Origin of the sequence: Micromonospora sp. NPDC049359 (assembly GCF_044466585.1) — a bacterium.
GTDB lineage: Bacteria > Actinomycetota > Actinomycetes > Mycobacteriales > Micromonosporaceae > Micromonospora.
In genome coordinates this window covers 177827-200916 of record NZ_JBITMW010000006.1, presented here as the reverse complement: position 1 = coordinate 200916, position 23090 = coordinate 177827, and the positions used below count along the sequence as shown (strand labels likewise).

General features: G+C 72.5%; 23 protein-coding genes. 16 read left to right on the top strand and 7 right to left on the bottom strand.

Annotated elements, in window-relative coordinates; genetic code table 11:
- Nucleotides 1-40: 40 nt before the first annotated feature.
- Genes ACIBTX_RS16370 through ACIBTX_RS16355 form a run of 4 tightly spaced genes read left to right on the top strand, consistent with a single transcriptional unit; the run spans nt 41 to nt 3069 of the window.
- Complete coding sequence (locus ACIBTX_RS16370; protein ID WP_357127781.1) at nt 41-937, top strand: ATP-binding cassette domain-containing protein; 897 nt, start codon at nt 41-43, stop codon at nt 935-937.
- Entirely contained in the window at nt 934-1734 is an 801-nt protein-coding gene (locus ACIBTX_RS16365) for an ABC transporter permease (RefSeq protein WP_396832671.1), read from the top strand. Before ACIBTX_RS16370 ends, ACIBTX_RS16365 begins: the two co-directional genes overlap by 4 nt.
- A gap of 2 nt (nt 1735-1736) precedes the next feature.
- Nucleotides 1737-2474: a hypothetical protein gene (locus tag ACIBTX_RS16360; protein WP_396832670.1), complete on the top strand. Its 738-nt coding sequence runs from the start codon at nt 1737-1739 to the stop codon at nt 2472-2474.
- 31 nt (nt 2475-2505) lie between these two features.
- Entirely contained in the window at nt 2506-3069 is a 564-nt protein-coding gene (locus ACIBTX_RS16355) for a heme-binding protein (RefSeq protein ID WP_357127790.1), read from the top strand.
- Nucleotides 3070-3137: 68 nt separating this feature from the next.
- Here the strand turns inward: ACIBTX_RS16355 and ACIBTX_RS16350 are convergent, their stop codons facing one another.
- Nucleotides 3138-4424, bottom strand: a complete 1287-nt coding sequence (locus tag ACIBTX_RS16350; RefSeq protein ID WP_363661180.1) for a hypothetical protein — start codon at nt 4422-4424, stop codon at nt 3138-3140.
- A 146-nt stretch (nt 4425-4570) separates the two neighbouring features.
- On the opposite strand from ACIBTX_RS16350, the gene ACIBTX_RS16345 reads away from it, so the two are divergent.
- Nucleotides 4571-5110: a DUF1697 domain-containing protein gene (locus tag ACIBTX_RS16345; RefSeq protein WP_363661179.1), complete on the top strand. Its 540-nt coding sequence runs from the start codon at nt 4571-4573 to the stop codon at nt 5108-5110.
- Nucleotides 5111-5143: 33 nt separating this feature from the next.
- Here the strand turns inward: ACIBTX_RS16345 and ACIBTX_RS16340 are convergent, their stop codons facing one another.
- Nucleotides 5144-6118, bottom strand: a complete 975-nt coding sequence (locus ACIBTX_RS16340; RefSeq protein ID WP_363661178.1) for an MBL fold metallo-hydrolase — start codon at nt 6116-6118, stop codon at nt 5144-5146.
- 152 nt (nt 6119-6270) lie between these two features.
- Nucleotides 6271-7155, bottom strand: coding sequence for a serine hydrolase (locus ACIBTX_RS16335; protein ID WP_357127802.1), 885 nt, complete (start codon nt 7153-7155; stop codon nt 6271-6273).
- Nucleotides 7156-7203: 48 nt separating this feature from the next.
- On the opposite strand from ACIBTX_RS16335, the gene ACIBTX_RS16330 reads away from it, so the two are divergent.
- Together ACIBTX_RS16330 and ACIBTX_RS16325 are read left to right on the top strand one after the other, a co-directional pair.
- On the top strand, nt 7204-8163 hold the full coding sequence (locus ACIBTX_RS16330; RefSeq protein ID WP_357127805.1) for a LysR family transcriptional regulator: 960 nt from the start codon (nt 7204-7206) through the stop codon (nt 8161-8163).
- A gap of 95 nt (nt 8164-8258) precedes the next feature.
- Nucleotides 8259-9110 carry an aldo/keto reductase gene (locus ACIBTX_RS16325; RefSeq protein ID WP_396832669.1) on the top strand — a complete coding sequence of 284 codons (852 nt, stop codon included), beginning with the start codon at nt 8259-8261 and terminating at the stop codon, nt 9108-9110.
- Between the two features lie 57 nt (nt 9111-9167).
- Here the strand turns inward: ACIBTX_RS16325 and ACIBTX_RS16320 are convergent, their stop codons facing one another.
- A complete protein-coding gene (locus ACIBTX_RS16320) occupies nt 9168-10010 on the bottom strand; it encodes a helix-turn-helix transcriptional regulator (RefSeq protein ID WP_357127811.1) in 843 nt (280 codons plus the stop codon).
- A 102-nt stretch (nt 10011-10112) separates the two neighbouring features.
- On the opposite strand from ACIBTX_RS16320, the gene ACIBTX_RS16315 reads away from it, so the two are divergent.
- Both ACIBTX_RS16315 and ACIBTX_RS16310 read left to right on the top strand, forming a co-directional pair.
- Nucleotides 10113-10865, top strand: a complete 753-nt coding sequence (locus ACIBTX_RS16315) for an SDR family oxidoreductase (RefSeq protein ID WP_357127814.1) — start codon at nt 10113-10115, stop codon at nt 10863-10865.
- Nucleotides 10866-10948: 83 nt separating this feature from the next.
- Nucleotides 10949-11935 (top strand): aldo/keto reductase, encoded by a 987-nt coding sequence (locus ACIBTX_RS16310; protein ID WP_396832668.1) that lies wholly within the window; start codon nt 10949-10951, stop codon nt 11933-11935.
- 23 nt (nt 11936-11958) lie between these two features.
- Here the strand turns inward: ACIBTX_RS16310 and ACIBTX_RS16305 are convergent, their stop codons facing one another.
- On the bottom strand, nt 11959-12474 hold the full coding sequence (locus tag ACIBTX_RS16305; protein WP_396832667.1) for a GNAT family N-acetyltransferase: 516 nt from the start codon (nt 12472-12474) through the stop codon (nt 11959-11961).
- A gap of 175 nt (nt 12475-12649) precedes the next feature.
- On the opposite strand from ACIBTX_RS16305, the gene ACIBTX_RS16300 reads away from it, so the two are divergent.
- Together ACIBTX_RS16300 and ACIBTX_RS16295 are read left to right on the top strand one after the other, a co-directional pair.
- Nucleotides 12650-13663, top strand: coding sequence for an ATP-binding cassette domain-containing protein (locus tag ACIBTX_RS16300; RefSeq protein ID WP_357127823.1), 1014 nt, complete (start codon nt 12650-12652; stop codon nt 13661-13663).
- The gene (locus tag ACIBTX_RS16295) at nt 13660-14523 is read left to right on the top strand and encodes an ABC transporter permease (protein ID WP_357172951.1); all 864 of its coding nucleotides are present in this window, start codon (nt 13660-13662) and stop codon (nt 14521-14523) included. The genes ACIBTX_RS16300 and ACIBTX_RS16295 overlap by 4 nt, the downstream gene beginning before the upstream one ends.
- 457 nt (nt 14524-14980) lie before the next feature.
- Here the strand turns inward: ACIBTX_RS16295 and ACIBTX_RS16290 are convergent, their stop codons facing one another.
- On the bottom strand, nt 14981-18412 hold the full coding sequence (locus tag ACIBTX_RS16290; RefSeq protein ID WP_396832666.1) for an ATP-binding protein: 3432 nt from the start codon (nt 18410-18412) through the stop codon (nt 14981-14983).
- A gap of 104 nt (nt 18413-18516) precedes the next feature.
- Here ACIBTX_RS16290 and ACIBTX_RS16285 point away from each other — a divergent pair, with 104 nt between their 5' ends.
- The 5 genes from ACIBTX_RS16285 to ACIBTX_RS16265 all read left to right on the top strand — a co-directional run bounded on the left by ACIBTX_RS16285 (nt 18517) and on the right by ACIBTX_RS16265 (nt 22468).
- Complete coding sequence (locus tag ACIBTX_RS16285) at nt 18517-19056, top strand: PadR family transcriptional regulator (RefSeq protein ID WP_396832665.1); 540 nt, start codon at nt 18517-18519, stop codon at nt 19054-19056.
- On the top strand, nt 19053-19766 hold the full coding sequence (locus ACIBTX_RS16280; RefSeq protein ID WP_357127835.1) for an ABC transporter ATP-binding protein: 714 nt from the start codon (nt 19053-19055) through the stop codon (nt 19764-19766). Before ACIBTX_RS16285 ends, ACIBTX_RS16280 begins: the two co-directional genes overlap by 4 nt.
- Nucleotide 19767: 1 nt before the next feature.
- Nucleotides 19768-21549: an FtsX-like permease family protein gene (locus tag ACIBTX_RS16275; RefSeq protein WP_396832664.1), complete on the top strand. Its 1782-nt coding sequence runs from the start codon at nt 19768-19770 to the stop codon at nt 21547-21549.
- Between the two features lie 108 nt (nt 21550-21657).
- Nucleotides 21658-22107, top strand: a complete 450-nt coding sequence (locus ACIBTX_RS16270; RefSeq protein ID WP_357127841.1) for a helix-turn-helix domain-containing protein — start codon at nt 21658-21660, stop codon at nt 22105-22107.
- The gene (locus ACIBTX_RS16265; RefSeq protein ID WP_357127844.1) at nt 22100-22468 is read left to right on the top strand and encodes a DUF4180 domain-containing protein; all 369 of its coding nucleotides are present in this window, start codon (nt 22100-22102) and stop codon (nt 22466-22468) included. Before ACIBTX_RS16270 ends, ACIBTX_RS16265 begins: the two co-directional genes overlap by 8 nt.
- Before the next feature lie 5 nt (nt 22469-22473).
- Here ACIBTX_RS16265 and ACIBTX_RS16260 read toward each other — a convergent pair whose 3' ends face one another.
- On the bottom strand, nt 22474-23085 hold the full coding sequence (locus ACIBTX_RS16260; protein ID WP_396832663.1) for a hypothetical protein: 612 nt from the start codon (nt 23083-23085) through the stop codon (nt 22474-22476).
- Nucleotides 23086-23090: the final 5 nt, after the last annotated feature.

The following is a 23090-nucleotide window of genomic DNA, read 5'->3' as shown; positions in this document are numbered from 1 at the left end:
CCGCAGCGGATGGCCGGCCGGCGGCGGCAGGCTCGACCGCATGATCACCGTGGAGAACCTGACCAAGCGGTACGGGCCGCACCCGGCGGTGGACGACGTGTCGTTCCAGTGCGAGCCCGGCACCGTCACCGGCTTCCTCGGTCCCAACGGGGCCGGCAAGTCGACCACCATGCGCATGATCTGCGGGCTCACCACACCGACCGCGGGTCGCGCCACCGTCGCCGGGCACCCCTACCGGGAGCTGCCCAACCCGGGACGGGAGGTCGGTGTCCTGCTGGACGCCTCCGCCCAGCATGCGGGCCGCACGGGCCGCGAGGCGTTGACGCTGTCCGCGTACACCCTGGGTTTGAGCAGGCGCGAGGTCGCCGCGAAGCTCGACCTGGTCGGGTTGAACGCGGTGGCGGCGAAGCGTCGGGTACGGGCGTACTCGCTGGGCATGCGTCAGCGGCTCGGCCTGGCGCAGGCGCTGCTCGGCGACCCCCGGGTGTTGATCCTCGACGAGCCGGCGAACGGCCTGGACCCGGAGGGGATCTTCTGGATGCGGGGTCTGCTGCGCGACTTCGCCGACCGGGGCGGCACGGTGCTGCTCTCCTCCCACCTGCTGCGCGAGGTGGAGGCGGTCGCGGACCGGCTGGTGGTGATCGGGGGTGGCCGGATCGTGGCCCAGGGCCGCAAGGACGAGCTGCTGGCCGGCGGCGGCACGGTGGTGCGGGCGCGCGACGACGGGGCATTGCGTCGGGCGCTGGAGGCGGCCGACCTGACCCCCACCGACAGCCCCGACGGCCTGCTCGTGCCGGCGGACGCCGAGACGGTCGGCCAGGCCGCGGCCGACGCCGGCGTCGCGCTGGCCGAGCTGCGCCCGGCCGGCAGCGGCGGCCTCGAACAGCTCTTCCTCACCCTGACCGCCGGCGAATCCACCCGAGAGGCCGTCCGATGACCACCACCACCGCCGCACCCACCGCCGGGGCCGTCGCGCCCCGGCACCATTCCCCGGTACGCCGACCGTCACTGCTCCGGCTCACCGCCGTCGAACTGCGCAAGCTCGTCGACACCCGGGCCGGCCGCTGGCTGCTGATCACCATCGGCCTCGTCGTCGTCGCGGTCGTCACCCTCCTGCTGATCTACGCGGAGGACGCCGAACAGACCTTCGGCACCTTCTTCGTGACCTCGCTGCTGCCCGCCAACGTGCTCCTGCCGGTGCTGGGCATCCTGTCGATCACCAGCGAGTGGTCCCAGCGCACCGCCCTCACCACGTACGCGCTGGTCCCCCGGCGGGAACGGGTGGTGACCGCGAAGCTGATCGCGGTGGTGCTGGCCGCGATCGCCTCCGTGCTGGTCGCCCTCGCCGTCGCCAGCATCGGGACGCTCGTGGCGTCGGCCACGGGCGGTGCGGGCACCTGGCAGGTCGGCGCGACGCTGATCGTCAACGGGGTGATCGTCCAGGTGGCCGTGGTGCTGATGGGTGCCGCCTTCGGTCTGCTGCTGCTCAACCCGCCGTTGGCGATCGTCGGCTACCTGCTGCTGCCGACCCTCTGGTCGGTGCTCGGCGAGATGGTCCGGCCCCTGTGCGGTCCGGCCGGGTGGCTGGACACCAGCCGGACCATGGACCCGTTGTTCAGCAGCGATGCGCTCACCGGCGAACAGTGGGGGCGGCTGGCGGTGTCCCTGCTCGTCTGGATGGTCCTTCCGTTGGCCGCCGGCCTGGTCCGGACGCTGCGCCGCGAGGTGTCCTGACCATGGACGCGGCCGACTACCGCACCCGCACAGTGGTCACCGGTGGTCCGCTGGAACTGGTCGTCCTGTGGGGTGGCTTTCCGCTGCTCGGCGCGGGCGCCGGTTGGCTCCTCGCCGCGTCGACGGGATGGCTGGCCCGGCTGTCGTGGGTGCCGTTCGGCGACCTCATCAGGTGGTTGGACCGGCTGCCCGAACCGCCGGCGACCCTCGGCGCGATGGCCGTCGGCGTCCTGGGCGGCCTGGTCGTCGCCGGGGTCGGCACCGCCGAACGGCTGATCGTCACCGTGGACTCCACGCAGGTCCGGCTGCGCCGCGCCGACCAGGTACGCACCGTCGCACGGGCCGACACCCGGGCCGCCTTCCTGGCCGACAAGCACCTGGTGCTGCTCGACGGCGACGGCGCGGAACTCGTCCGGGAGTCGACGGACCTCCCGGCGGCCCACCTGGCGGCGGCGTTCCGCGCGCACGGCTGGGCCTGGACGGACGACGATCCGCACCGCTCGGCGTACCGGCTGTGGGTGCCCGACCTGCCGGGGCTGCCGGTCGGCGCGGACGCTCTACTGCGCGCCCGGGAGCGGGCCCTCGAACGGGACCGCCGCGACGACGTACGGGAGCTGCGCCGCGAACTCGGCCGGCTCGGAGTGGTGCTGCGCGACGAGGGCGGACGCCAGTACTGCCGGACCGTCGCCCGGCGGGCGGGACAGTCGACTTCGGCAGAGCGGGAGCCGGAGGGGCGGTAGCGTCTGTTCCAGCAGATCCTGGGAGCGCGCGATGACCGAGCAGCAGCCGTACCGGGTGGTGTCCCGACACCCCGGCTTCGAGCTGCGCCGCTATCCGGCTCACCTGGTGGCCGAGATGCGGATCCAGGCGTCGTTCACCCGGGCGCCGATCGAGGCGTTCCGGCCGCTGGCCGCGTACGTCGGGGGCGCCAACCGGGCCCGACAGCCGGTCGGGTCGGCGCTGCCGGCGACGTCCACGGCCGACGGCGCGACGAAGATCCCGATGACGCTGCCGGTCGTCCAGGTCGAGGGCGAGTGGCCGGGCGCGTACCTGATCCAGTTCGTTCTGCCGGCCACCGTCACCGCCGCGACGGTGCCCGAGCCGGTGGACGCCCGGGTACGGATCCACGAGGTCCCGGCCCAACTGGCGGCGGCGATGCGGTTCTCCGGCCGGTGGACGGAGCGGGCGTTCAGCCGACGGGCCACCATGCTGGGCCGGTCGGTGACGGCCGCCGGGCTGCAGCCCACCGGCGCCATCCGGTACGCGCGTTTCGACCCGCCGTGGAAGCCGTGGTTCCTGCGCCGCAACGAGGTCGTGCTGCCGGTCGTCGAGTGAGCTGAGTGGGCTGCCTACGGTCGTCGGCGCGGGAGCATCCGGTCCGGACGCTCCCGCGCTCACTAAGATCAGCTGACGTACACCGGCGCGCTGGTCGCCGACTGGAAGTCGGTCGATGTGCCGGGATAGACGACACGCCAGTAACCGGCCGTCTTCTTGTAGATCGACGTGGCGAAGTCGTAACTGCCGCCCGCATAGATGGTGGCCGGCGTAGCCCAGGTGCCGTCTTCGCCGGTGGCCGAGAACTGCACCTTCAGTGGCACCGTCCCGGGGGACAGCCCACCGGTGAACTCCATCTCACCGCTGAGGGTCACGGTCGTCGCGTTCTCCCGGACCGCCGAGAAGCTCCGGAAGGCGGCCGGCTGGAGCACGGAGATGTTCGTGCTGGCGATCGCGGGGCTGACGAACTCGTCGTTCATCGAGTAACCGACCTGGAGGCGGCCGGACTCGTACGGCGAGGTGGTCAGCGAGTAACGACCGTCCGCGGCCGTGGTGGCAGAGCCGAGGAACGTGCCGCAGTAGTCGGCGCTCATGCAGAGGGAAACCCCCGGCTGCGCACCAGGCACCGGCACCCAACCCTCCGGCGTCCGCCAGGTCAGCTGGCCGCTAACCGTGACGGTCTCATCCTTGAGGATCTTGGGTCGATCCGCCTCGATGGTGATCCGCATCGGCCGCTTGTTGATCGCGATGGTGGTCTCGCCCGACCGCGACGAGCCGTGGAAGAGATGGTCGTTGTCGTAGCTGTAGGCCGCGTACACCATCTCGTCCTTGCGACCGATCGTGACCGTGCCGGTGAAGGAACCATCGGCCCTGGTGGTGACCGCTTCCCAACTAGAGTCGGCGTTCACCGACATGGGGAACCTCCCCAGGGACCTGATCTCGCCGCTGCCCGGCCAGCGACCCTTGAGCCATCCCCGCACTGTCACGTTGCGGTTCTCGTAGGTCACCGTGGTGCGGTTCAGCGTGACGTTCTCGAAGAACGTGACCACCGAGTAGTTCAGGTCGCCGGCATCGGTCTGAGTGACGTGGTGACCGGCCTCGTCGGTGACCTCCACGTCGACCCGGTAGTAACCGAGCTTGTCGAGGATGATCGGGTTGGATCGCCACACCCCGTCACGCTCGGTGCCGGACTGTAGGTAGAAGTCCTCCTGAACGGCGACCTCTGACCCGGTGTTGTACTCCCGGATGTGCGCACGGACGTCGGTGACGTCGCTCGGTGACGTAATGGACACCAGCAACGTCCCCAGATCGAGGTCGTAGTCGCTGTGCGCGGACGTGACGATCGGAATCTCGTCGGCGTGTGCGGTCGCGGGAAGCCCCACGATCGCGGTCGCTGCGGCGACGGCGACCGCCACAGCAAAACGGGAACGGATCAAAGCTGACCTCCAGGAAGGACCGGCGATTCGCTTCGTGGCGGCCGGCAGTGGGAGCCTACCGATCGGGTCCGACAGCTACGTCCACCCCGCTAGGCTGACGTCGTACCCATGTGGACGGAGGAGCCATGACCCGGTACGTCGCCCTGCTGCGCGGGGTCAACGTCGGCAGCGCCCGCCTCGCGATGGCCGACCTGCGCCGGATCGTCACCGACCTCGGCCACGACGACGTCACGACGTACCTGCAGAGCGGCAACGTGGTCTTCGGCAGCACGGTGCGCGACGCGGAGAAGCTCGCCGCCGGCATCGAGCGGGCGCTCACCGACGAGCTGGGGCTCACCGTGCCGGTGCTGGTGCGCAGCGGCCGGGAGTTGGCGGCGGTGGCCGGCGGCAACCCGTACGCCGAGCTCGACGACGACCCGAAGCGGCTGCTGGTGGCCTTCCTCGCGACCGCTCCGAAGAAGTCGCTTGTCGACGCGCTCACCGTGCCCGGTGGCGAGAACGTGGCGTTCACGGTGACCGGCCGCGAGGTCTTCCTGCACTTCCCCGACGGCGGTTACGGGCGGACGAAGTTCACCAACGCGTACCTGGAGAAGCAGCTCGGCGTGGTGGGCACCACCCGCAACTGGAAGTCGGTGCGCACCCTGGCGGAGCTGGCGGCCGGCTGACCGGGCGGGCGTGCGACGCCCGCCCGGGACCGGTCAGAAGTGGTACGCGGTCTCGTACTCGGGCACCAGTACCCGGCTGCGCGGCGAGATCCGACGCACCGCCGCGACCATCTCGTCGAGGCGGGCGCGGTCCGCCGGCGCGACGACCGGCGGGTTCCGCAACGGCGTCTCGAAGTTGTCCCAGTGCACCGGCACCACGACCTTCGGATAGTCCAGACCGGCCAGCAGCCGGGGCAGGTAGTCGGCGGTGGTGGTGGCGCTCTGCATGGCCACCATCGCCACGTCCGGCGCCAGGCCGGTGAGGTTGCGCTCGGCGACGTCGCTGGCCCCGGTGAGGTAGACCGACGGGCCGCCCGCGACCCGCAGCAGGTAGCCCAACGTGTCGCCCTCCGGCAGGTCCGCGATGGTCGCCGGCCGCGCCGGCTGACTCACCCGCACCCCGGGAAAGGCCACCGAGTACGACGCGTTGCGGCTGTGCAGCGAGCCGACCACCTCGACGGTGTGGTCGCCGAAGTCGAGCACCTCCCCGCCCTTCACGGCGCTGAGCTGCGCCGACGGCACCCCGTACGCCAGTCCCAGGTGGTACGCGGTGAGGGTGCCGAACACCCGCGCGCCGGTCCGCCCGGCGATGTACGGCACGTCCATGAAGTGGTCCCAGTGCGTGTGCGTGACCAGCACGGTCGTGGCCTTCTCGACGCGCTGGTCGATCACGTCGGTGCGCACGGTCAACGGGGTGTCCGTCTTGAACGCGCCGGCGAACAGGCCGGTGTCGATCCGGCTGAGGAAGGGGTCGACCAGGATGGTCCGGTCGGCGATGTCGATGCGCCAGCCGGCCGTACCCCACCAGCGGAAGCTGACCGCGCCCTTTGCGCGGGTGGTCGGCGTGGGCGCGGCGGCCGGGGGCGCGGCCTGGGCCGGGGTGGTCGAGGCGGCGAGTCCGCCGGCCGAGACCAGGGCGGTGGTGGCTGCGGCGTCGCGGAGGAAGCGACGGCGGTCGAGGTGGGACATACGGATCTGCTCCCCGTGTCGGTTGATCGGTCGACCCGAGCCAACCAGCGCCCTCGGGCCCAGGTCCAAGATCGAACGCTGTCGCCTCCGATACGCCAGCGCATATCAGGCCTGCTCGACGGTGCTGTCCCGTCGCTCGACACGGCGAAAAATCAGTCGCCGCGTAACGCCTCAACGGCCGTACGAGCGGCCCGCCCGATGGCCAGGTCCACGTCGATCCGGCGCGGGGCGAGATCCTCGGCGCGGGCGAAGACGGCGATCGCGTACCGGCCGCCGTCGGGGTATTCGGCGACTCCGGCCTCCAGGTGCAGTCCGGGCAGGGTGCCGGTCTTGCCGGACACCCGCACGGCGGGCGGGAAACCGGCCGCCAGGCGGGTCCAGAAGAGCTGCCGGGCCATCCAGGCGCGGACCATCGCGCACGCCGATGCCGGCCCGGCCTCGTCCCGCCAGATCAGGGTGAGCAACCGGGTGATGTCCCGCGCCGTACTGGAGGTGGTGCGTTGCGGGTCGAAGACCCGCATGGCCCGAACCTGGTCCGCCGGCAGGGTAGGGAAGATCCGCGCGAACTCCGCCTCGGTACGCGCCCCCACGTCGGCGAGCATCATCTCGACCAGCTCCCGTGGGCCGCCGAGAACGCGGGTTCGGCGAAGGCCCAGCTCGGCGGCGAGCATCGGCAGCAGGTCCGGACCGACCCGGCGCAGCAGCACGTCGGCGGCGGTGTTGTCGCTGACCGACATGGCGAAGTACGCGAGGTCCCGCAACGACACCTCGGCGTCGTCGGCGCAGCCGGCCAGTCCCCACCCGCCGAGCCGGTCGGCGGCGGTGACCAGGACACGTTCGGTCGGGTCGACCTGGCCCGCCTCGACCTGCCGGGCGAACTCCAGCACCAGCAGGATCTTGAAGATCGACGCGATCACCACCTGCTCGTCGGCCCGCAGCCCGACCTCCCGGTCCGCCGCGCCCAGGTCCACGACGTGCAGGCTGCCGGTCACCCCGGCGTCGGCGAAGATGGCCTCGATCCGCTCCCCCACGTCCACCCCGGCACGGTATCCAGTGACACTCCGTCGCTGCCGTAGGGTCCGGCCGTGGACCTGCTCCGACATCTGCGGCACTTCGTGGTGGTCGCCCACGAGCTGCACTACGGGCGGGCGGCCGAGCTGCTCGGAATGGCCCAGCCGCCGTTGAGCCAGTCGATCCAGCGGTTGGAGCGGGAGCTGGCCGTCGAGCTGTTCGACCGTTCCCGCCGCCAGGTGCGGCTCACCACCGCCGGCGGTCTGCTGCTCGCCGAGGCCGAGGAGCTGCTCGCCGGCGAGGGCCGGCTGCGCAACCTCATGGGCCAGGTCCGCGCGGGCGAGCTGGGCGTGTTGCGCGCCGGTGTGCCGCCGGAGACACCGGCGGTGACGCTGCGGGCTCTGCTGGACCAGCTCGCCACCCACGCGCCCGGCCTCGACGTGGAGCTGCACGAACTGACCACCGCCGAGCAGGTGCGGATGCTCAGCGAGCGGAGCCTTGACGTGGGGCTCGTGCACCATCCGGTCGAGGCGGACGGGCTGCGCTTCGGCGCCCCTGTCGACGTACCCCTGGGGGTGTTGCTGCCGCGGACCTCGCCGCTGGCACGCGGGCGGGAGGTGCCGCTCGCCGCGCTCGCCGGCCTGGACCTGGTGACCGCACCCCGGGCCACCGCGCCGGGCTGGCACGACCACCTGCTGGAAGTGTGCCGACAGCACGGGTGGCGGCCGGCGCGGGTGCGGCCGGCGCGCAACCCGGAGTTCCTGTTCGGGTTGGTGCTGGCCGGCGGCGGCGTCGCCGTGGAGCCGGCGACCCTGGCCCGCCGGGAACCACGGATCGCCTGGCGACCGCTCGCCGACGCGGCGCTGACCAAGCGCACGTCGGCGGCCTGGCCGAAGCGGTCGGCGCACCCGGCGGCGGCGATGGTCGGGCAGCTCGCCGCCGAGGTGCTGGCCGCCGCCGAGCCGACGCCACCCACGTCGCCCCCGGGTCCGGCGGCGCGGCCCTGGCCGGTGTTGTTCGACACGACCGGGTGAACCGGACCGCCGTTGCGTCCGTCACTCGTTCCAAGCGTGAATCGTCCATCCGCCCGGGTATGGATGACGGGTAACGAAGACGCGAAGGAGCCGCAGTGGCATTCACGATTCCTGACATCAGCCTGAACGACGGCACCACGATTCCGCAGCTCGGCTTCGGGGTGTTCCAGATCGAGCCGAAGGACACCGCCGCGGCGGTGACCACGGCGCTCGAGGTGGGCTACCGGCACATCGACACCGCCGAGATGTACGGCAACGAGGCCGAGGTGGGCGAGGCCATCCGCACGTCCGGCCTCGACCGCGGCTCGGTGTACGTGACCAGCAAGCTGAACAACGGCTTTCACCGGCCGGACGACGCCCGCAAGGCGTTCGACTCGACGCTGTCGGCGTTGAAGATGGACTACATTGACCTGTTCCTGATCCACTGGCCGTTGCCGACCCTGTACGACGGCGACTACGTCTCGACCTGGAAGGTGTTGGAGGAGTTCCAGCGCGACGGCCGCGCCCGCTCGATCGGCGTGTCGAACTTCCAGGTGGCGCACCTGCGGCGGCTGGCCGACGAGGCGAGCGTGGTGCCGGCGGTCAACCAGATCGAGGCGCACCCGTACTTCACCAACGACGAGGTCCGCGCGTACGGCCGCGAGCACAACATCCTCACCGAGGCGTGGTCGCCGATCGCGCAGGGCAAGGTGCTGGACGACCCGACGGTGGTCGACATCGCCGATCAGGTGGGTCGCACCCCGGCGCAGGTGGTGCTGCGGTGGCACGTGCAGCGCGGCGACATCATCTTCCCGAAGTCGACCACGCCGAAGCGGATCGAGGAGAACACCGGGATCTTCGACTTCGAGCTGGACGACACGGCGATGGAGCGGATCACCGGCCTGGACAAGGGCGAGGCCGGGCGGCAGGGTCCGAACCCGGACACCTTCGCCTACGTGCCCCGCTGACCTGCGCGCGCTGCCCCGGAGCGACGACTCCGGGGCAGCGTGCTGTTCGCGGCCGGGTCAGCCGTCGACGCGCTCGGCAAGCCGGCGGAACACCGCCTGGGTCGGTGTGTCGGGCGTGGCGACGTAGACGATCAGCCGCTGCTCGGTCTCCGGCACCAGCAGCACGCGGCACTCGAACTCCAGCGGCCCCAGCTCGGGATGGGCCACCCGTTTCACGACGGGACGGCGCTCCCCGACCTCGTGCTCGGCCCACAGCCGGGCGAAGTGCGGCGAGGTGCCGAGCAGCTCGGTGACCAGCTCGCGGATCGCCGGGTCGGCCGGGAAGCGGCCGTAGGCCGCCCGCAGGTCCGCCACCGTGGTGTGCACGAACCGTCGCGCGTCGGCATCGGACCAGTGCGCGTCGGTCATCGGCTGCCGGAAGGTCCAGCGGATCATGTTGCGCTCGGCGTGCGGCACGGCCGCGAGATCCCCCACGAAGTGCGTGGCCAGCCGGTTCCAGGCCAGCACGTGGTACGCGGCGTCGACGAGGTACGCCGGAGTCTCGGTCATGGCGTCGAGCAGGTGCCGCAGCCCAGGCGGCACCTCGCGGCTCGGGCCGACGGCCGACGGCGGGTTCTCCCCCGCGATCCGGAACAGGTACTCCCGCTCGTCGCGGTTCAGCAGCAGCGCCCGCGCCAGAGCGGCGAGCACCTGCCGGGACGGGTGCGGGCCCCGGCCCTGCTCCAACCGGATGTAGTAGTCGATCGACATGCCCGCGAGCTGGGCGACCTCCTGCCGACGCAGTCCGGGCGTACGCCGCCGTACCCCGTCGGGGAGGCCGACCTCGGCGGGCCGCAGGCGGGCGCGGCGGGCGCGCAGGAACGCCGCCAGTTCGTCACGTCGCAGGCCGCTGCTCGTCATGTCCCCAGGATGCCCCGGGAGGCATCGATCAGGGTGGTACCGCCGGTCCCAGCCTCGCGGCGTCTCTCCCCACCGGCCGTCGTCGGGCACAGGCTCGACGGCATGACGAACATGATCGCCCTGGTCACCGGGGCCAACAAGGGAATCGGCCTCGCCACCGCCCGTCAGCTCGGCGGCCTCGGGATGACCGTGCTGCTCGGCGCGCGGGACGCCGAGCGGGGCCGCGCCGCGGAGCGGGAGCTGCGCGACGGCGGCACGGACGCGGTGTTCGTGCCGCTGGACGTCACCGACGCGACGTCGGTGGCCGCCGCCGCGAAATTCGTCGAAGCCGAGTACGACCGGCTCGACGTGCTGGTCAACAACGCCGGCATCGTGCTCGCCGACGGTACGCGGGGGCTGCCCAGCGAGACGACCGTGGCGACGATGCGCCGGCTGTACGAGACGAACGTCTTCGGCCCGGTGGCGGTCACCAACGCGCTGCTCCCGCTGCTGCGCCGGGCACCGGCGGCGCGGATCGTCAACGTCTCCAGCGAGGTCGGCTCGATCGCGGTGATGACCGACCCGGACGGCGCGCTGTTCGAGTTGACCTCCGTGCCGTACCCGTCGTCGAAGGCGGCGCTGAACATGCTCACCGCCATGTACGCCAAGGAACTTCGGGATACCCCGATCAAGGTGAACGCGGCGAACCCCGGCTACTGCGCCACCGACCTGAACGGCAACAGCGGCTTCCGTACGCCCGAGCAGGGCGCCGAGGTGAGCGTGCACCTGGCGACCCTGCCGGCGGACGGGCCGAGCGGTCTGCTCTGGGGCTTCCAGATGGACGCCGGCGGTGGGTACGGCGTCCTCCCCTGGTGAGACGGACGCTTGACCTGGAGCGCACTCCAGGTAGCAGGGTGGTCTTCGGGCGCCCGCCGGCAGGACGCCCGGAAGGAGATCCCATGCGGTACCGCACGATCGGCACCGACCCGGCGACCCGACGCGAGGTCAGCGTGCTCAGCCTCGGGGCCATGCTGTTCGGCAGCACCACCGACGAGGCCACCTCGTACGCGATCCTCGACCGGTACGTCGAGGCGGGCGGCACCTTCATCGACACCTCGGACAACTACGCGTTCTGGGTCGACGGCTCACAGGGCGGCCAGAGTGAGGAGCTGCTCGGGCGGTGGCGGCGCAGCCGGGGCATCGGCGCCGAGATCGTCATCGCCACCAAGCTGGGCGCCCGTCCACTGGCCCCCGGCACCAGCTATCTGGACAACGCCGAGGGCCTGTCGGCGAAGGTGATCCGCGAGTCGGCGGAGCGCAGCCGTGACCGGCTCGGCGTGGAACGACTGGACCTGCTCTACGCACACATCGAGGACCGGACGGTGTCGCTCGCGGAGACCGTGGAGGGGTTCGCCGAGCTGGTCGCCGAGGGGACGGTGGGCCTGTTGGGCGCGAGCAACCACCGCGCCTGGCGGGTGGAACGGGCCCGCGCGCTCGCCGCAGCCGCCGGCCTCCCGGGGTACGAGGTGCTCCAGTACCGCCACAGCTACCTGCTGAACCGCACCGACCTGGTCAGCGAGCTGGACCCGGACGGCGATCCGGGCGGCGTCGGCCCGGACCTGCTCAGCTACCTGCGCGCCGAGCCGGAGCTGACCCTGGTGGCGTACTCGCCGCTGCTCAGGGGGGCGTACAGCCGGGCGGACACGCCGCTCAGCGCCGCGTACGACCTGCCGAGCGCGCCCCGGCAGCTGGCCGCCCTGCGGGAGGTCGCCGGGCAGACCGGCGCGACGGTGAACCAGGTGGTGCTCGCCTGGCTGCTGGGCGGCGATCGGCCGACGATCCCGCTGGTGGGGGCCTCCTCGGTGGCCCAACTCGAGGAGAGCCTGGCCGCCGTGGAGCTGGAGTTGACCGCCGAGCAGCGGCAGCGTCTCGACACCACCTGGTGACCTGCGACGGCCGTCCCGCCGACTCACCCGTCGGCCGGCGGGGCGGTCAGGTCGAACTGCCAGTCATTGGCCCGCATCAGGTGCCCGGGCGGATACTCGAAATTCGTCTCACCCAGCAGCGTGAAGCCCGCCTTGCGGCAGACCGCGTTCGAGGCGGGGTTGTCGACGGACGGGTAGGCGTGCGCGTGACGCCGGTCCCGTCGGGCGCGCGCCACGTCGAGAGCCGCGCGCACCGCCGCGGTGGCCAGCCCCTGCCCCCGGTACGCGGGCAGCACCGCCCAGCCCAACTCGTACACCGGTTCGTCGCGCCACTCGCGATGCCAGTAGCCGACGCTGCCGGCCCGCGTGCCGTCCGGCAGCACCACCGTGAACATGCACCCCTGCCCGCCCTCGGCGAAGTGCACGTACCGGTTGTGCCGGGCGAGCACCTGCTCGTCGGTCTCCGGGCCGCCGGTGTGTCGGCGCGTGTCCGGTGAGTTCAGCTGCCGCAGCAGCTCGAGACCATCCTCATGCCACGGCTCGATGCGTACCTGCGTCATCCCGTCCCCCTCGTCGACTCCAGTCAAGCCGGTCCCACCGACATTCCGACCCGGAACGGCACTCGCTAGTTCCGATCTAGCGGGCCGGCGGTCGCCACCTCGCGCCTGTAGGACGGCGGGGTCGTTGGTCACACCGACCACGACGTCGCCGGCCATCGGACGAGAGGTAGAAATGATGAACAGACGCGCCACCGGCCTGGCCATCGAGGCCGAAGGGCTCACCCGCACGTTCGGGGAGACCCGGGCGCTGGCCGGCATGGACCTGCGGGTGCCCGCCGGCACCGTCTACGGCCTGCTCGGCCCGAACGGGGCGGGTAAGACCACGGCGGTCCGGGTGCTGGCGACGCTACTGCGCCCGGACGGCGGCACGGCGCGGGTCTTCGGGCACGACGTGGTCGCCGAGGCCGACAAGGTTCGCAGCCGGGTCAGCCTCACCGGCCAGTACGCCTCGGTCGACGAGGACCTCACCGGCACCGAGAACCTGGTGCTGCTGGCCCGCCTGCTGGGCCTGCGCAAGCCGGAAGCCCGCGACCGCGCGGCGGCGCTGCTGGCCGCGTTCGGTCTGACCGAGGCGAGCGACCGCCAGGTCAAGAAGTACTCGGGCGGCATGCGACGGCGCATCGACATCGCCGCGAGCATCCTGAACACTCCCGACCTGCTCTTCCTCGACGAGCCGACGACGGGCCTCGACCCGCGCAGCCGCAACCAGGTGTGGGAGATCGTCCGGGCCGTGGTGTCGCACGGTACGACCGTGCTGCTGACCACGCAGTACCTCGACGAGGCCGACCAGCTCGCCGGGCGGATCGCGGTCGTCGACCACGGCCGGGTGATCGCGGAGGGCACGCCGGGCGAACTGAAGTCGTCGGTCGGCTCCGGCACCGTCCACCTGCGACTGCGCGACCCCGGCCAGCGGCCCCAGGCCGAGCAGGTGCTCCGGGAGGCGCTGAACGTGCCGGTGCAGCTCGCCGCCGATCCGGTGGCCCTGACCGCCCGCGTCGGCGAGGCCGGCACCGACCTGGACGCCAGCGCGCAGGCAGCGCGTGCGCTCGGTGACCTGGCCCGCGCCGGCATCGTCGTCGACGACTTCTCCCTCGGCCAGCCCAGCCTGGACGAGGTCTTCCTGGCCCTGACCGACCATCCGGCCGTGTCGGCCGACGAGCGCGACGACGAGCTGGAGGCAGCCCGATGAGTGACACGACCACGACCGCCGGCACGGCCGAGCGGGCGCCGTCGGTCTACGTACCGTCCGCCGAGGCGCTGGCGACCGTCCTCGCGCCGGGCGCCCGACCGGCCCGGCCGAGCGCGTTGGGCGCGTCGCTCACCTTCGGCTGGCGGGCCCTGCTGAAGATCAAGCACGTGCCGGAGCAGCTCTTCGACGTGACCGCGTTCCCGATCATCATGGTGCTGATGTTCACGTACCTGTTCGGTGGCGCTCTCGCCGACAGCCCGCGTGACTACCTGCAGTTCTTCCTGCCCGGCATCATGGTGACCAGCGTCGTGATGATCACCATGTACACCGGGGTCGGCCTCAACACCGACATCGAGAAGGGCATCTTCGACCGCTTCCGGACGCTGCCCGTCTGGCGGCCCGCCGCGCTGGTCGGCATGATCTTCGGCGATGTGCTGCGCTACATCCTCGCCGCCCTGGTCATCCTCGGTGTCGGGCTGGCGCTCGGCTTCCGGCCCGCCGGCGGCGTCGCCGGGGTGGCCGCCGGGATCGGGCTGCTGGTGGTCTTCTCGTTCGCGTTCTCCTGGGTGTGGACGTTCTTCGGGCTGATCCTGCGCAGCGAGAAATCGGTGATGGGGGTCAGCATGATGGTGCTGTTCCCGCTGACGTTCCTCAGCAACGTCTTCGTCGAGCCGAGCACCATGCCCGGCTGGCTCCAGGCGTTCGTGAAGGTCAACCCGGTGACGCAGCTGGTGGCCGCGGTACGCGCCGTCATGTCCGGCCACTCGGACGCCTCCGCCACCATGTGGCTCCTGGTGTGGAGCGCCGGCTTCGTCATCGTCTTCGGCACCCTGACCATGCACCGCTACAACCGCCGCTAACCCCCACCCCCCACCTACCACCCCCGCCCCACCCACCCCCGCGCCGCCGCTCCCCGCCCCTCCACCCCCACACCCGCGCCGCCGCTCCCCGCCCCCACACCCGCGCCGCCGCTCCCCCACCCCCACACCCGCGCCGCCGCCCCACACCCGCGCCGCCGCTCCCCGCCCCCACACCCGGGCCGCCGATCATGAAGTTGTGGTGGGTGACAAAGCGGCCTGTAAATGCTCAAACCAGGCACCACAACTCCATGATCGACAGGACCTGATGGCGACTTCCCCGCGATCTTGCATTTTCTGTGGCGACACAAAAGCCACGAGAGCACCCAGATCCACAACCGAAAGTGCAAGATCGCGGCGCGGGCAAGGCGTGGGCGGGGCGTGGGCGGCGCGGGCAAGATCGCGGGCGCGGGCGTGGGCGGGGCGCGGGCGGGGCGCGGGCGTGGGCGGGGGGCGGGGGTTAGAGGTGCCAGGGTGGGAGGGTTTGTGGGAGGTAGCGGCAGGTGGCGCCGGTGGAGACCGAATCGCGCAGATGAGTGGCGAGCGTGGGATGGCGTTCGTCGAGCTTGCGCAGGGTGTCGCGGATTCGCGCGGTGACAGTCTTGCGGGCGCGTTCGGCCTCGTCGCCCAGCCGTCTACTCCGGCCGGCCAATCCCGCCGCGGCGCGCAGCTCCTCGAGCAGCGCGCCGCGTTCGGCGTCCAGCGCGGACACCTTCGCCGTGTCGTCGCGGGCAACGGCCCGGTCGATCTCGTCGTCGAGGCGGGTCAGGTGCCGCCGGTAGCGGGCCTTCGCCTCGTCGTCGAGGACCGGGTCGCCGCCCATCCGACGGGCGGCCACCAGCACCGGCCCGGCGGCGGGGTCGAGCAGTTCCACCGCCGGGACGTCGCCGCCGGGGCGGCTCAACAGCAGGTGCAGGTCGTGTAGGCCCTTGGCGTCGGGCAGGTGCGCCACCACGCCCGCGTAGGCGAGCCGCCAGACCGGCCCGTCGCGTCGAAACGCGTACCCCTCGATCGTCGGGTCGGGCGGCGTCACCTGACGCCGGCCGACGGCCGGGCCGCCCCCGACGACCTGGTCGCCCTCGCCTGCGTGGCCTCTCCCGCCGGCCTGGCCGGCGAGCGCGACATCGCCCAGCACGCTGCCCTCGGCCCACCCAACGGCGGGCCCCGAAACGGCGTGGCCCGACACGGCGGGCCCCGACACGGCGTGGCCCGACACGGCGGGCCCCGACACGGCGTGAGCCAGCCCGCCTTGGTCCGGCTCGGCGTGGGTTGGGTCCGGGTCGGCGAGCCCGAGGAGCACCTGCCTCATGCCGAGGGCGGCGGCGTCCCGGACGGTGCTCGCGCGCAACTGGGCAACCGTGGCGGCGTCGCCCGGCTGGTCGCGGCCGGCGAGGGCGTTCACCAGCCCCGCGCGGGCGATGAGCGACCAGGGTCGGGAGCCCATCCGGTCGGCGGCGTCACGGGCCGCCGTGAATCCGGTGACCGCGTCGTCCCAACGCTCCTGCGCGGCGTCGACGACGGCGAGCCAGTGGTCGATGGGCCCGCTGATGTCGCAGCCGAACAGCCCCACCGCCCACTGTCCACGGTGCGGGACCAGCGCGGCCCGCGCGTCGTCGCAGCGCCGTGGATCGCGGGACGCGGCGGCGGCCTGGACGCGCAGCCGCAGCCACAGCGGCGACACCGGACGCGGGTAGTGGATGCCGGCCGCCTCGATGCCGGCGGTCAACCGCACCGCCTGCTCGTCGTCGCCACGCTCGGCCGCCGTGATGGCCGACAGCAGCTCCCGGTACGGGTAGTCGGTCGGCGCCCATTCGTGCAGCAGCGTGTCGATCTCGTCGAAGCGCCCCTGCAACAGCAGCCGGGCCCAGCGCAGGTGGTGGCCCATGAAGGCGAACTCGGCATGCCCCGGGTCGGACAGGTCGACGATGACGCGAAATCGCTCGTCCGCTTCGGCGAAGTCGCCCCGGAACGCCGCGATGATCCCGCCGTCGACGGCCGCCGCCATCCGGGGACGGGCCAACTCGCCGTGCTGACCCACGGTGACGAAGGCGGTGAACTCCTCCATGAAGCGCGGGTCGCCCAGTTCCAGCAACGCCACCCAGCGCAGCGAGGTGGCCCACAGCTCGGTCTCCCGGTCGCCCGAGCGGCGGGCCACGTCCCGGATCTCGGCGGTGAGTGCGGCCCGTGCCGCCGCGGTGCCCAGCCCCCAGGTGGTGTCGTGGCGGGCCCACAGGCTGAAGGTGAGCGCCTCGTCGTCGCGACCACGACGGGCGATGGTCTCCGTCGCGGTGATCAGGTCCGCCACCAGCGCGCCCGTCGACGCGGTGGGGGCGGGCTCGCCGATCAACCGCTGGTACGCCTCGCGCACCAGGTCCGTCGTGTCAACGGCGATGGTGGTGTCCACCTGCCGGGCGCGGTGCACGGTGAGCGCGACGCGGGCCAGTGGCACCGGGTCGTCGAGCGTACGGGCGAGCGTCGCGGCTTCGGCCAACAGGCGTGCGGCCTCGGATCGGCCGGCGTGGTGGTACTGCACCTCGCCGAAGTCGACGAGCAGGCGAATCCGCTGCGCGGGGTCCTCGACGATCTCCAGTGCCCGGCGGAAGTGCACCCCCGCCTCGTCGGCGGCGAGCCGGGCGAACGCGTCCCGCCCGGCGGCGACCAGCAGCTCGCCGGCCCGGGTCCGGTCCAGCGCGGCGCCGGCCAGGTAGGCGTGGCGGGCCAGATCCGCCGGGATGAGCCGGTCGGTGAGCGCGGTCGGCGGATCCACCGCCCGGACCACCGCGGCGTGGCGGGCCTGCCGGTCGTCGGTGGTGAGCCCGTCGTACAGGGTCTCGCGGACCAGGTCGTGGGCGAAGGTGAACCGGCCGGCACCCCGGGCGGCCACGAGCCGGGCGGTCACCGCGTCGTCGAGCAGCCGGTCGACAGACGCCACCGGTATCGCCGCGCTGGCCGCCAGGACCTGCCGGTGGAACTCACGCCCCAGCACGGCGGCGACGGTCAGCGCCTCGACCACCGGGGCGGGCAGCCGGGCGAGCCGCTGTCGCACCGCTTCTCGTACGCCGGGCGGGATCGTGCCGGTGGTGCCGTCGGCGTGCCACAGCCGCGCGGTCTCCTCGACGAAGAACGGGTTGCCGCCGGTGCGGCGGTGCACCTCGTCCGCCAGGTCGGGGGCGGGCTCCCGACCGGCGGTACGCGCCATCAACGCGGCCACCTCGTCGCGGGCCAGGCCGGTGAGGGTGATCGTGGTGGCCTTGGCGACCAGGGGCAGCAGCAGCGGGCGCAGCGGGTGGTCGCCGGCCTCGACCTCCGCGTCGCGGTACGTGCCGATCAGCAGCAGGCGTTCGAACCAGGTGTGCTGGGCGGCGAACGCCAGCAGCCGCAGCGAGGCCGGGTCGGCCCAGTGCAGGTCGTCGAGGACGACCACCACCGGCCGGCGCGCGGAGACGGCGACCAGTGCCGCGGTCACCGCGTCGTACAGGGCGAACGCCTCCTGCTCGGCGACGTCCTGGCCGTCGCGGGCCGACCAGGCCGCGGCGAGGCCGGGTACGTCACCGGTGCCGCTCTCGCCGAGCAGGGCCGCGAGGGCCGGCTCGGCGTCCGGTCGGGCGAGCGCCCAGTCGTCGGCGGAGCGGCGCAGGGCCCGCAGGACCTGGACCCACGGCCAGTAGCCGGGGGCGCTGTCGGAATCCCAGCAGGCCGCTCCGAGCACGAGCGCGCCGCGCCGGCGGGCCTCGCGCGCCACCGACGTGACGAGGGTGGTCTTGCCGATGCCCGGCTCGCCGGTGACCAGAACGAGACCGCCGTGGCTGGTGGCCGCCCGGTCCAGCTCGGCGCGCAGCAGACCCGCGGGATGATCCCGCCCGATGATGGCGTCGCCGACGCGCGCGTCCATGGTTCCCAGACGGTACTGGACCCCACCGACGCTGAGCGTCGAGATTTGACAGTGCCATAGCTAGCGGTTATCTATTAGCGGTCTATCTCAAGGGGCGTGCCGGAGTGCAGGACGTGGTGCTGGCCATGCTGGCCAAGGAGCCGGCGCACGGGTACGAGCTGCGCAACCGGATGCGCGGTGCGCTCGGCCCCCTCGGCGAGACGATGAACGCGGGGCAGATCTACGTGACGCTGGCCCGGTTGACGAAGGCCGGCCTGGTCACCTCCGAGCGGGCCGACGGCCTGCCGGATCGGCCGGACCGCCGGGTCTACGCGTTGACGCCCGCCGGACAGCAGCGGGCCGCCGGCTGGCTCACCGAGGTGAGCTGGCCGAAGCCGGACCTCGCGGAGTTCCACCTGAAGCTGGTGGCCGCCGCGGCTGCCCGGCTGGCCGATCCGATCGCGTTGGTGGACGCCCAGCGGCGCGAGGTGCTGCGCCGGCTGCGCGACGCCCAACGGGCGGCGTTGGAGCGGTCGGTGGATCCGGTCGCCGGATTGCTGCTGGAGGGCGTCGTGTTGAGGCTGCGGGCTGACCTGGAGTGGCTGGAGGCGTGCGAACGCATGTGGACCGAGCGCGGTCGCGCGGAACGGAAGGCGGGGGCATGAACGGGTCGTTGGCGCTGCGGGCACGCGGGCTGAGTAGGTGGTACGGCTGGGACAACGCGCTGGTCCGCGCGGTCGACGAGGTGGATCTGGACGTGCCCGCCGGCCAGGCGGTGGCGATCATGGGCCCCAGCGGATGCGGCAAGTCGACCCTGCTGCACCTGCTCGGCGGGCTCCAGCGTCCCACCGACGGCGAGGTGTGGCTGGCCGACCACCGGATCGACACGATGAGCGAGCGCGCCCTGGCGCGGCTGCGGCGCGACCACATCGGTCTCGTCTTCCAGTCCTTCCACCTGATGGACGAACTCACCGCCGTGGAGAACGTCGAGATGGCCGCGCTGCTGGCCGGTCGGTCGCCTGGCCGCGCCCGCCGACGCGCCCTGCACCTGCTCGACCAGGTGGGGCTGGCCGACCGCGCCACGCACCTGCCCTCGGCGCTGTCCGGCGGTCAGCGTCAACGCGTCGCCATCGCCCGCGCGTTGAGCAACGAACCGCAGGTCGTGTTGGCCGACGAACCCACCGGCAACCTCGACAGCGCCGCGACCCTGGAGGTGCTGCGGCTCTTCGAGGACCTGCGCAGCGCCGGGCAGACCCTCGTGGTGGTCACGCACGACGCCCGCATCGCGGCGGTCGCCGACCGGGTGATCTCCATGCGTGACGGGGCGTTCGCCGACGACAGCATGCTCGCCGGCGTCCACGACGGGGTGCGCTGACGTGGCGGGCCGCCTGCTGCTCGTGTGGCGACTGCTGGTGCGGGACCTGCGTCGGCACCGGACGGAGACCGTGCTGCTGCTGGTCGCCATCACCGCGGCGACCGCGACACTCACCCTCGGCCTCACACTCAACGAACTCGTGACCCGCCCGTACGAGCGGACCCGGGATGCCACCGCAGGCCCGGACCTCGTGGTGGAGACGGGTTTCCCCGGTCCGCGGGCCCTGGACGCGCTCGCGCCACTGACCACCCTGCCCGGCGTCACCGACCACAGCGGACCATATCCATTGGCCTTCCTGGCGCTGACCGCCCGCGACACAACCGTCCGGGTCATCGTCGAGGGCCGCGACGGCACGCCGGCCGCGGTCAACCGACCGGCCGTGACCGACGGCACCTGGGTACGCCCCGACGGCGTGGTCGTCGAGCGCACCTTCGCCGACGCGCTCGGCCTACACCTCGGCGAGACGGTCAGCGTCGGCGGCCACCCCCTGCACGTGACCGGACTCGCGGTGACCGCCGCCCGGCCGGTGTACCCGCAGGTCCACTGGCACCTGCCGGGCTCGAACCTGGTGGAGAAGGGCGGCCTGGTCTGGGTCGATCGTCGTGACATCGCCACCATCGCCGGGGACCAGCCGCTGTCGTACACGCTGAACCTCAAACTGGCCGACCCGGAGGTCGGCGCCGGCGTCGTCGACCCCTCGGGCAGCAATCCCTACTACCGCGGCTGGAACTTCCGCTCGGCGCGGGACATCGCCGACAGCAGTGGTCGCCAGAACGGGCAGGCCGAGACGGCCCTGGTGGTCGGCAGTTGGCTGCTGACCGGCCTCGCGGTGATCGGCGTCGCGGGTATCGTCGCGGGCCGCGTCATCGCCCGCCGCCGCCGGGTGGGGCTACTCAAGGCCGTCGGCGCCGGGCCCGCCGTGATCGCCGCCGTCCACCTGGCCGAATACCTCGTGATCGGGCTCGCCGCCGCCGGGGCCGGCCTGGCCGCCGGCTGGGTCGCGGCACCTCTGCTGTTCCGCACCAGCGCCGGATTCGTCGGCGTCGGCGTCATGAGCCCGCCGCTGCGCGTGGTGATCGCCAGCACCGCGCTCGCCCTCTCGATCGCCGTCGCGGCGACCCTGGCACCGGTGCTCCGCGCCGCCGTCACCACCACCGTGCACGCGTTGGCCGACGCGCCCACGCCACCGCGCCGTCGGCGCTGGGCCATCTGGCTGTCGCGCCGGCTGCCCACCGCCCTCCTGATCGGCGTACGCATCAACGCGCGGCGGGCACACCGCGCCCGGCTCGTCACCGTGAACACCCTGATCACCACGGCCGCCCTGGCCGCGGTCCTCACGATCCTGGCGCAGGACGACGATCCGCTGAATCTCGGCTACGCGGAACTCCCCGACCCCCGCAACGAACGAACCCTCCAGGCCATGCTGATCGTCGCCGGGATGGCCTGTTTCCTCGCGCTGCTCAACACCATCGTGAGCACGTGGACGGCGGTCCTCGACACCCGGCAACCGCTGGCGGTCGCCCGCGCGCTCGGCGCGACCCCCGCCCAGACCGGCTTGGGCCTGGCCGTGGCACAACTCCTCCCCGCCGTGCCCGGCGTCGCGCTCGGGATCCCGTTCGGCATCGGCCTCTACCTGTTCTTCGATGGCGAGCGATACCCACCCGCTGCCTGGACGCTCACCACGGCGTTCGGAGTCCTGCTCGCGGTCGCCATGGTCACCGCCATTCCCGCCGTCGCCGCGGCACGCCGCCCGGTCGCGGACACCATCCGGTCCGCGGGGTGACCTGACCACGGCCGATGGCCGGTCACCACCTGACGCTGATTCCAGTGACGCTGCCGCGGTCACCCCTATTATTCCTCATCCTTCCCTATGAAGGTAGGATGAGGAACGATGACGGAAGACATGTACTCGGTTGAACAGGTCGCCGACCGGCTCGGCCTACACGTACGAACGGTGCGCGGCTACATCCGCGCCGGCCGGCTGCGCGCCGTCCGGATCGGCAAGCAGTATCGGATCGCCGCCAGCGATCTCGACGCGCTCACCGGACGGCCGCCCGCCGCCGTCGTGGCCGGGCACGCCGAGGTGTCGAGCATCGTGCAGATCGACGGTGTCGACCGGGCCGCCGCCGACCGGCTCGGCACGCTCGTACTGGCCAGCGTCAACACCGGGCACGACCCGGCCCGGCCGCTGCGGGTGCAGACCGTGCACGACGATGACCGCCGCCGCCTGAAGATCATCATCCTCGGTGATCCCGCCGGCACCGCCGAGGTGCTGCACCTGCTCGACGTCGTCCTCAACGCCGACAACGGCCTGCTCGACCGGGAGGTCCACGATGCCTGACGAGATCCAGGAACGCGCCGGGGTGCCGGTGCTGGTCTGCGACCCGGCCGGCCCGCCGATCGTCACCGAGCAGGACGCGCTGGACCTGATCGGCGCGGCCTTCCTCGGCGCCCAGGTGGTGGCCGTGCCGGCCCACCGGCTCGACGACCGTTTCTTCTCGCTCGGCACCCGCTTCGCCGGTGACGTGATGCAGAAGTTCGTCAACTACCGGCTGCGGCTCGCCGTGGTCGGCGACATCTCGACGCAGCTCGCGGGAAGTTCGGCGCTGCGCGCCCTGGTGCACGAGTCGAACCGGGGCGAACAGATCTGGTTCGTGCCGGACCTGGACGCCCTCGACGATCGACTGCGCGCCGCCCGATAGCCAGCTCACCGGTCGGGCCGGACCGCCATCTCCACCGCGTCCGGCTCCACCCCCCTGACCCGAGCCGCCTCGGCCGCCCAGCGCAGGTAGGCGAGCCACTCCTCGGACGACCACCCGTTGCGGCGGTCGACACCCGCCTCGGCGGGGAGTTGGCCGGCCACCACACGGTCGAGGATCAATGGCTGCACCCCGCCCGCGCCGCGCCGGTACCCCGCGAAGTAGAGAACCTTCGTGAACAGGCCCGGCCCCAACCACGGCAGACGAGCGTGGTTGGGGTCGCTGAATCGGCGGTACGCCGTCCGCAACGCCTCCTCGTCGGGCTTCGGGGTGCACACCCCCTCCAGCGCGTACGCCAGGCGTTTGCCGTCGGGGTCGGCGGCGAGTGACCTGGCGGCGCGCCACGGGCCGTACCCGATGGGGCCGTAGGCCCAGGCCAGTACGGCCGCCAGCAGGTGACGGGGACTCGCGACGCCAGCACGGCACGCCTCGGCGACCGCGAAGACGTCGCGCCGCCAGACCTCGCCACTCGCCGGGAAGGCGTCGGGCCACGCGTCCGGCGGCAGTCCGGCCCGCCAACGATCCACCCGAACGGTGACCGGGGTTCGCTCCTGCGGCACAGCAT

Excerpts from the sequence above, each read along its gene's own strand:
- ACIBTX_RS16370 (WP_357127781.1), top strand. The coding sequence starts at position 41 with ATGATCACCGTGGAGAACCTGACCAAGCGGTACGGGCCGCACCCGGCG.
- ACIBTX_RS16365 (WP_396832671.1), top strand. The coding sequence starts at position 934 with ATGACCACCACCACCGCCGCACCCACCGCCGGGGCCGTCGCGCCCCGG.
- ACIBTX_RS16360 (WP_396832670.1), top strand. The coding sequence starts at position 1,737 with ATGGACGCGGCCGACTACCGCACCCGCACAGTGGTCACCGGTGGTCCG.
- ACIBTX_RS16355 (WP_357127790.1), top strand. The coding sequence starts at position 2,506 with ATGACCGAGCAGCAGCCGTACCGGGTGGTGTCCCGACACCCCGGCTTC.
- ACIBTX_RS16345 (WP_363661179.1), top strand. The coding sequence starts at position 4,571 with ATGACCCGGTACGTCGCCCTGCTGCGCGGGGTCAACGTCGGCAGCGCC.
- ACIBTX_RS16340 (WP_363661178.1), bottom strand. The coding sequence starts at position 6,118 with ATGTCCCACCTCGACCGCCGTCGCTTCCTCCGCGACGCCGCAGCCACC.
- ACIBTX_RS16320 (WP_357127811.1), bottom strand. The coding sequence starts at position 10,010 with ATGACGAGCAGCGGCCTGCGACGTGACGAACTGGCGGCGTTCCTGCGC.
- ACIBTX_RS16315 (WP_357127814.1), top strand. The coding sequence starts at position 10,113 with ATGACGAACATGATCGCCCTGGTCACCGGGGCCAACAAGGGAATCGGC.
- ACIBTX_RS16310 (WP_396832668.1), top strand. The coding sequence starts at position 10,949 with ATGCGGTACCGCACGATCGGCACCGACCCGGCGACCCGACGCGAGGTC.
- ACIBTX_RS16305 (WP_396832667.1), bottom strand. The coding sequence starts at position 12,474 with ATGACGCAGGTACGCATCGAGCCGTGGCATGAGGATGGTCTCGAGCTG.
- ACIBTX_RS16300 (WP_357127823.1), top strand. The coding sequence starts at position 12,650 with ATGAACAGACGCGCCACCGGCCTGGCCATCGAGGCCGAAGGGCTCACC.
- ACIBTX_RS16295 (WP_357172951.1), top strand. The coding sequence starts at position 13,660 with ATGAGTGACACGACCACGACCGCCGGCACGGCCGAGCGGGCGCCGTCG.
- ACIBTX_RS16290 (WP_396832666.1), bottom strand. The coding sequence starts at position 18,412 with ATGGACGCGCGCGTCGGCGACGCCATCATCGGGCGGGATCATCCCGCG.
- ACIBTX_RS16280 (WP_357127835.1), top strand. The coding sequence starts at position 19,053 with ATGAACGGGTCGTTGGCGCTGCGGGCACGCGGGCTGAGTAGGTGGTAC.
- ACIBTX_RS16270 (WP_357127841.1), top strand. The coding sequence starts at position 21,658 with ATGACGGAAGACATGTACTCGGTTGAACAGGTCGCCGACCGGCTCGGC.
- ACIBTX_RS16265 (WP_357127844.1), top strand. The coding sequence starts at position 22,100 with ATGCCTGACGAGATCCAGGAACGCGCCGGGGTGCCGGTGCTGGTCTGC.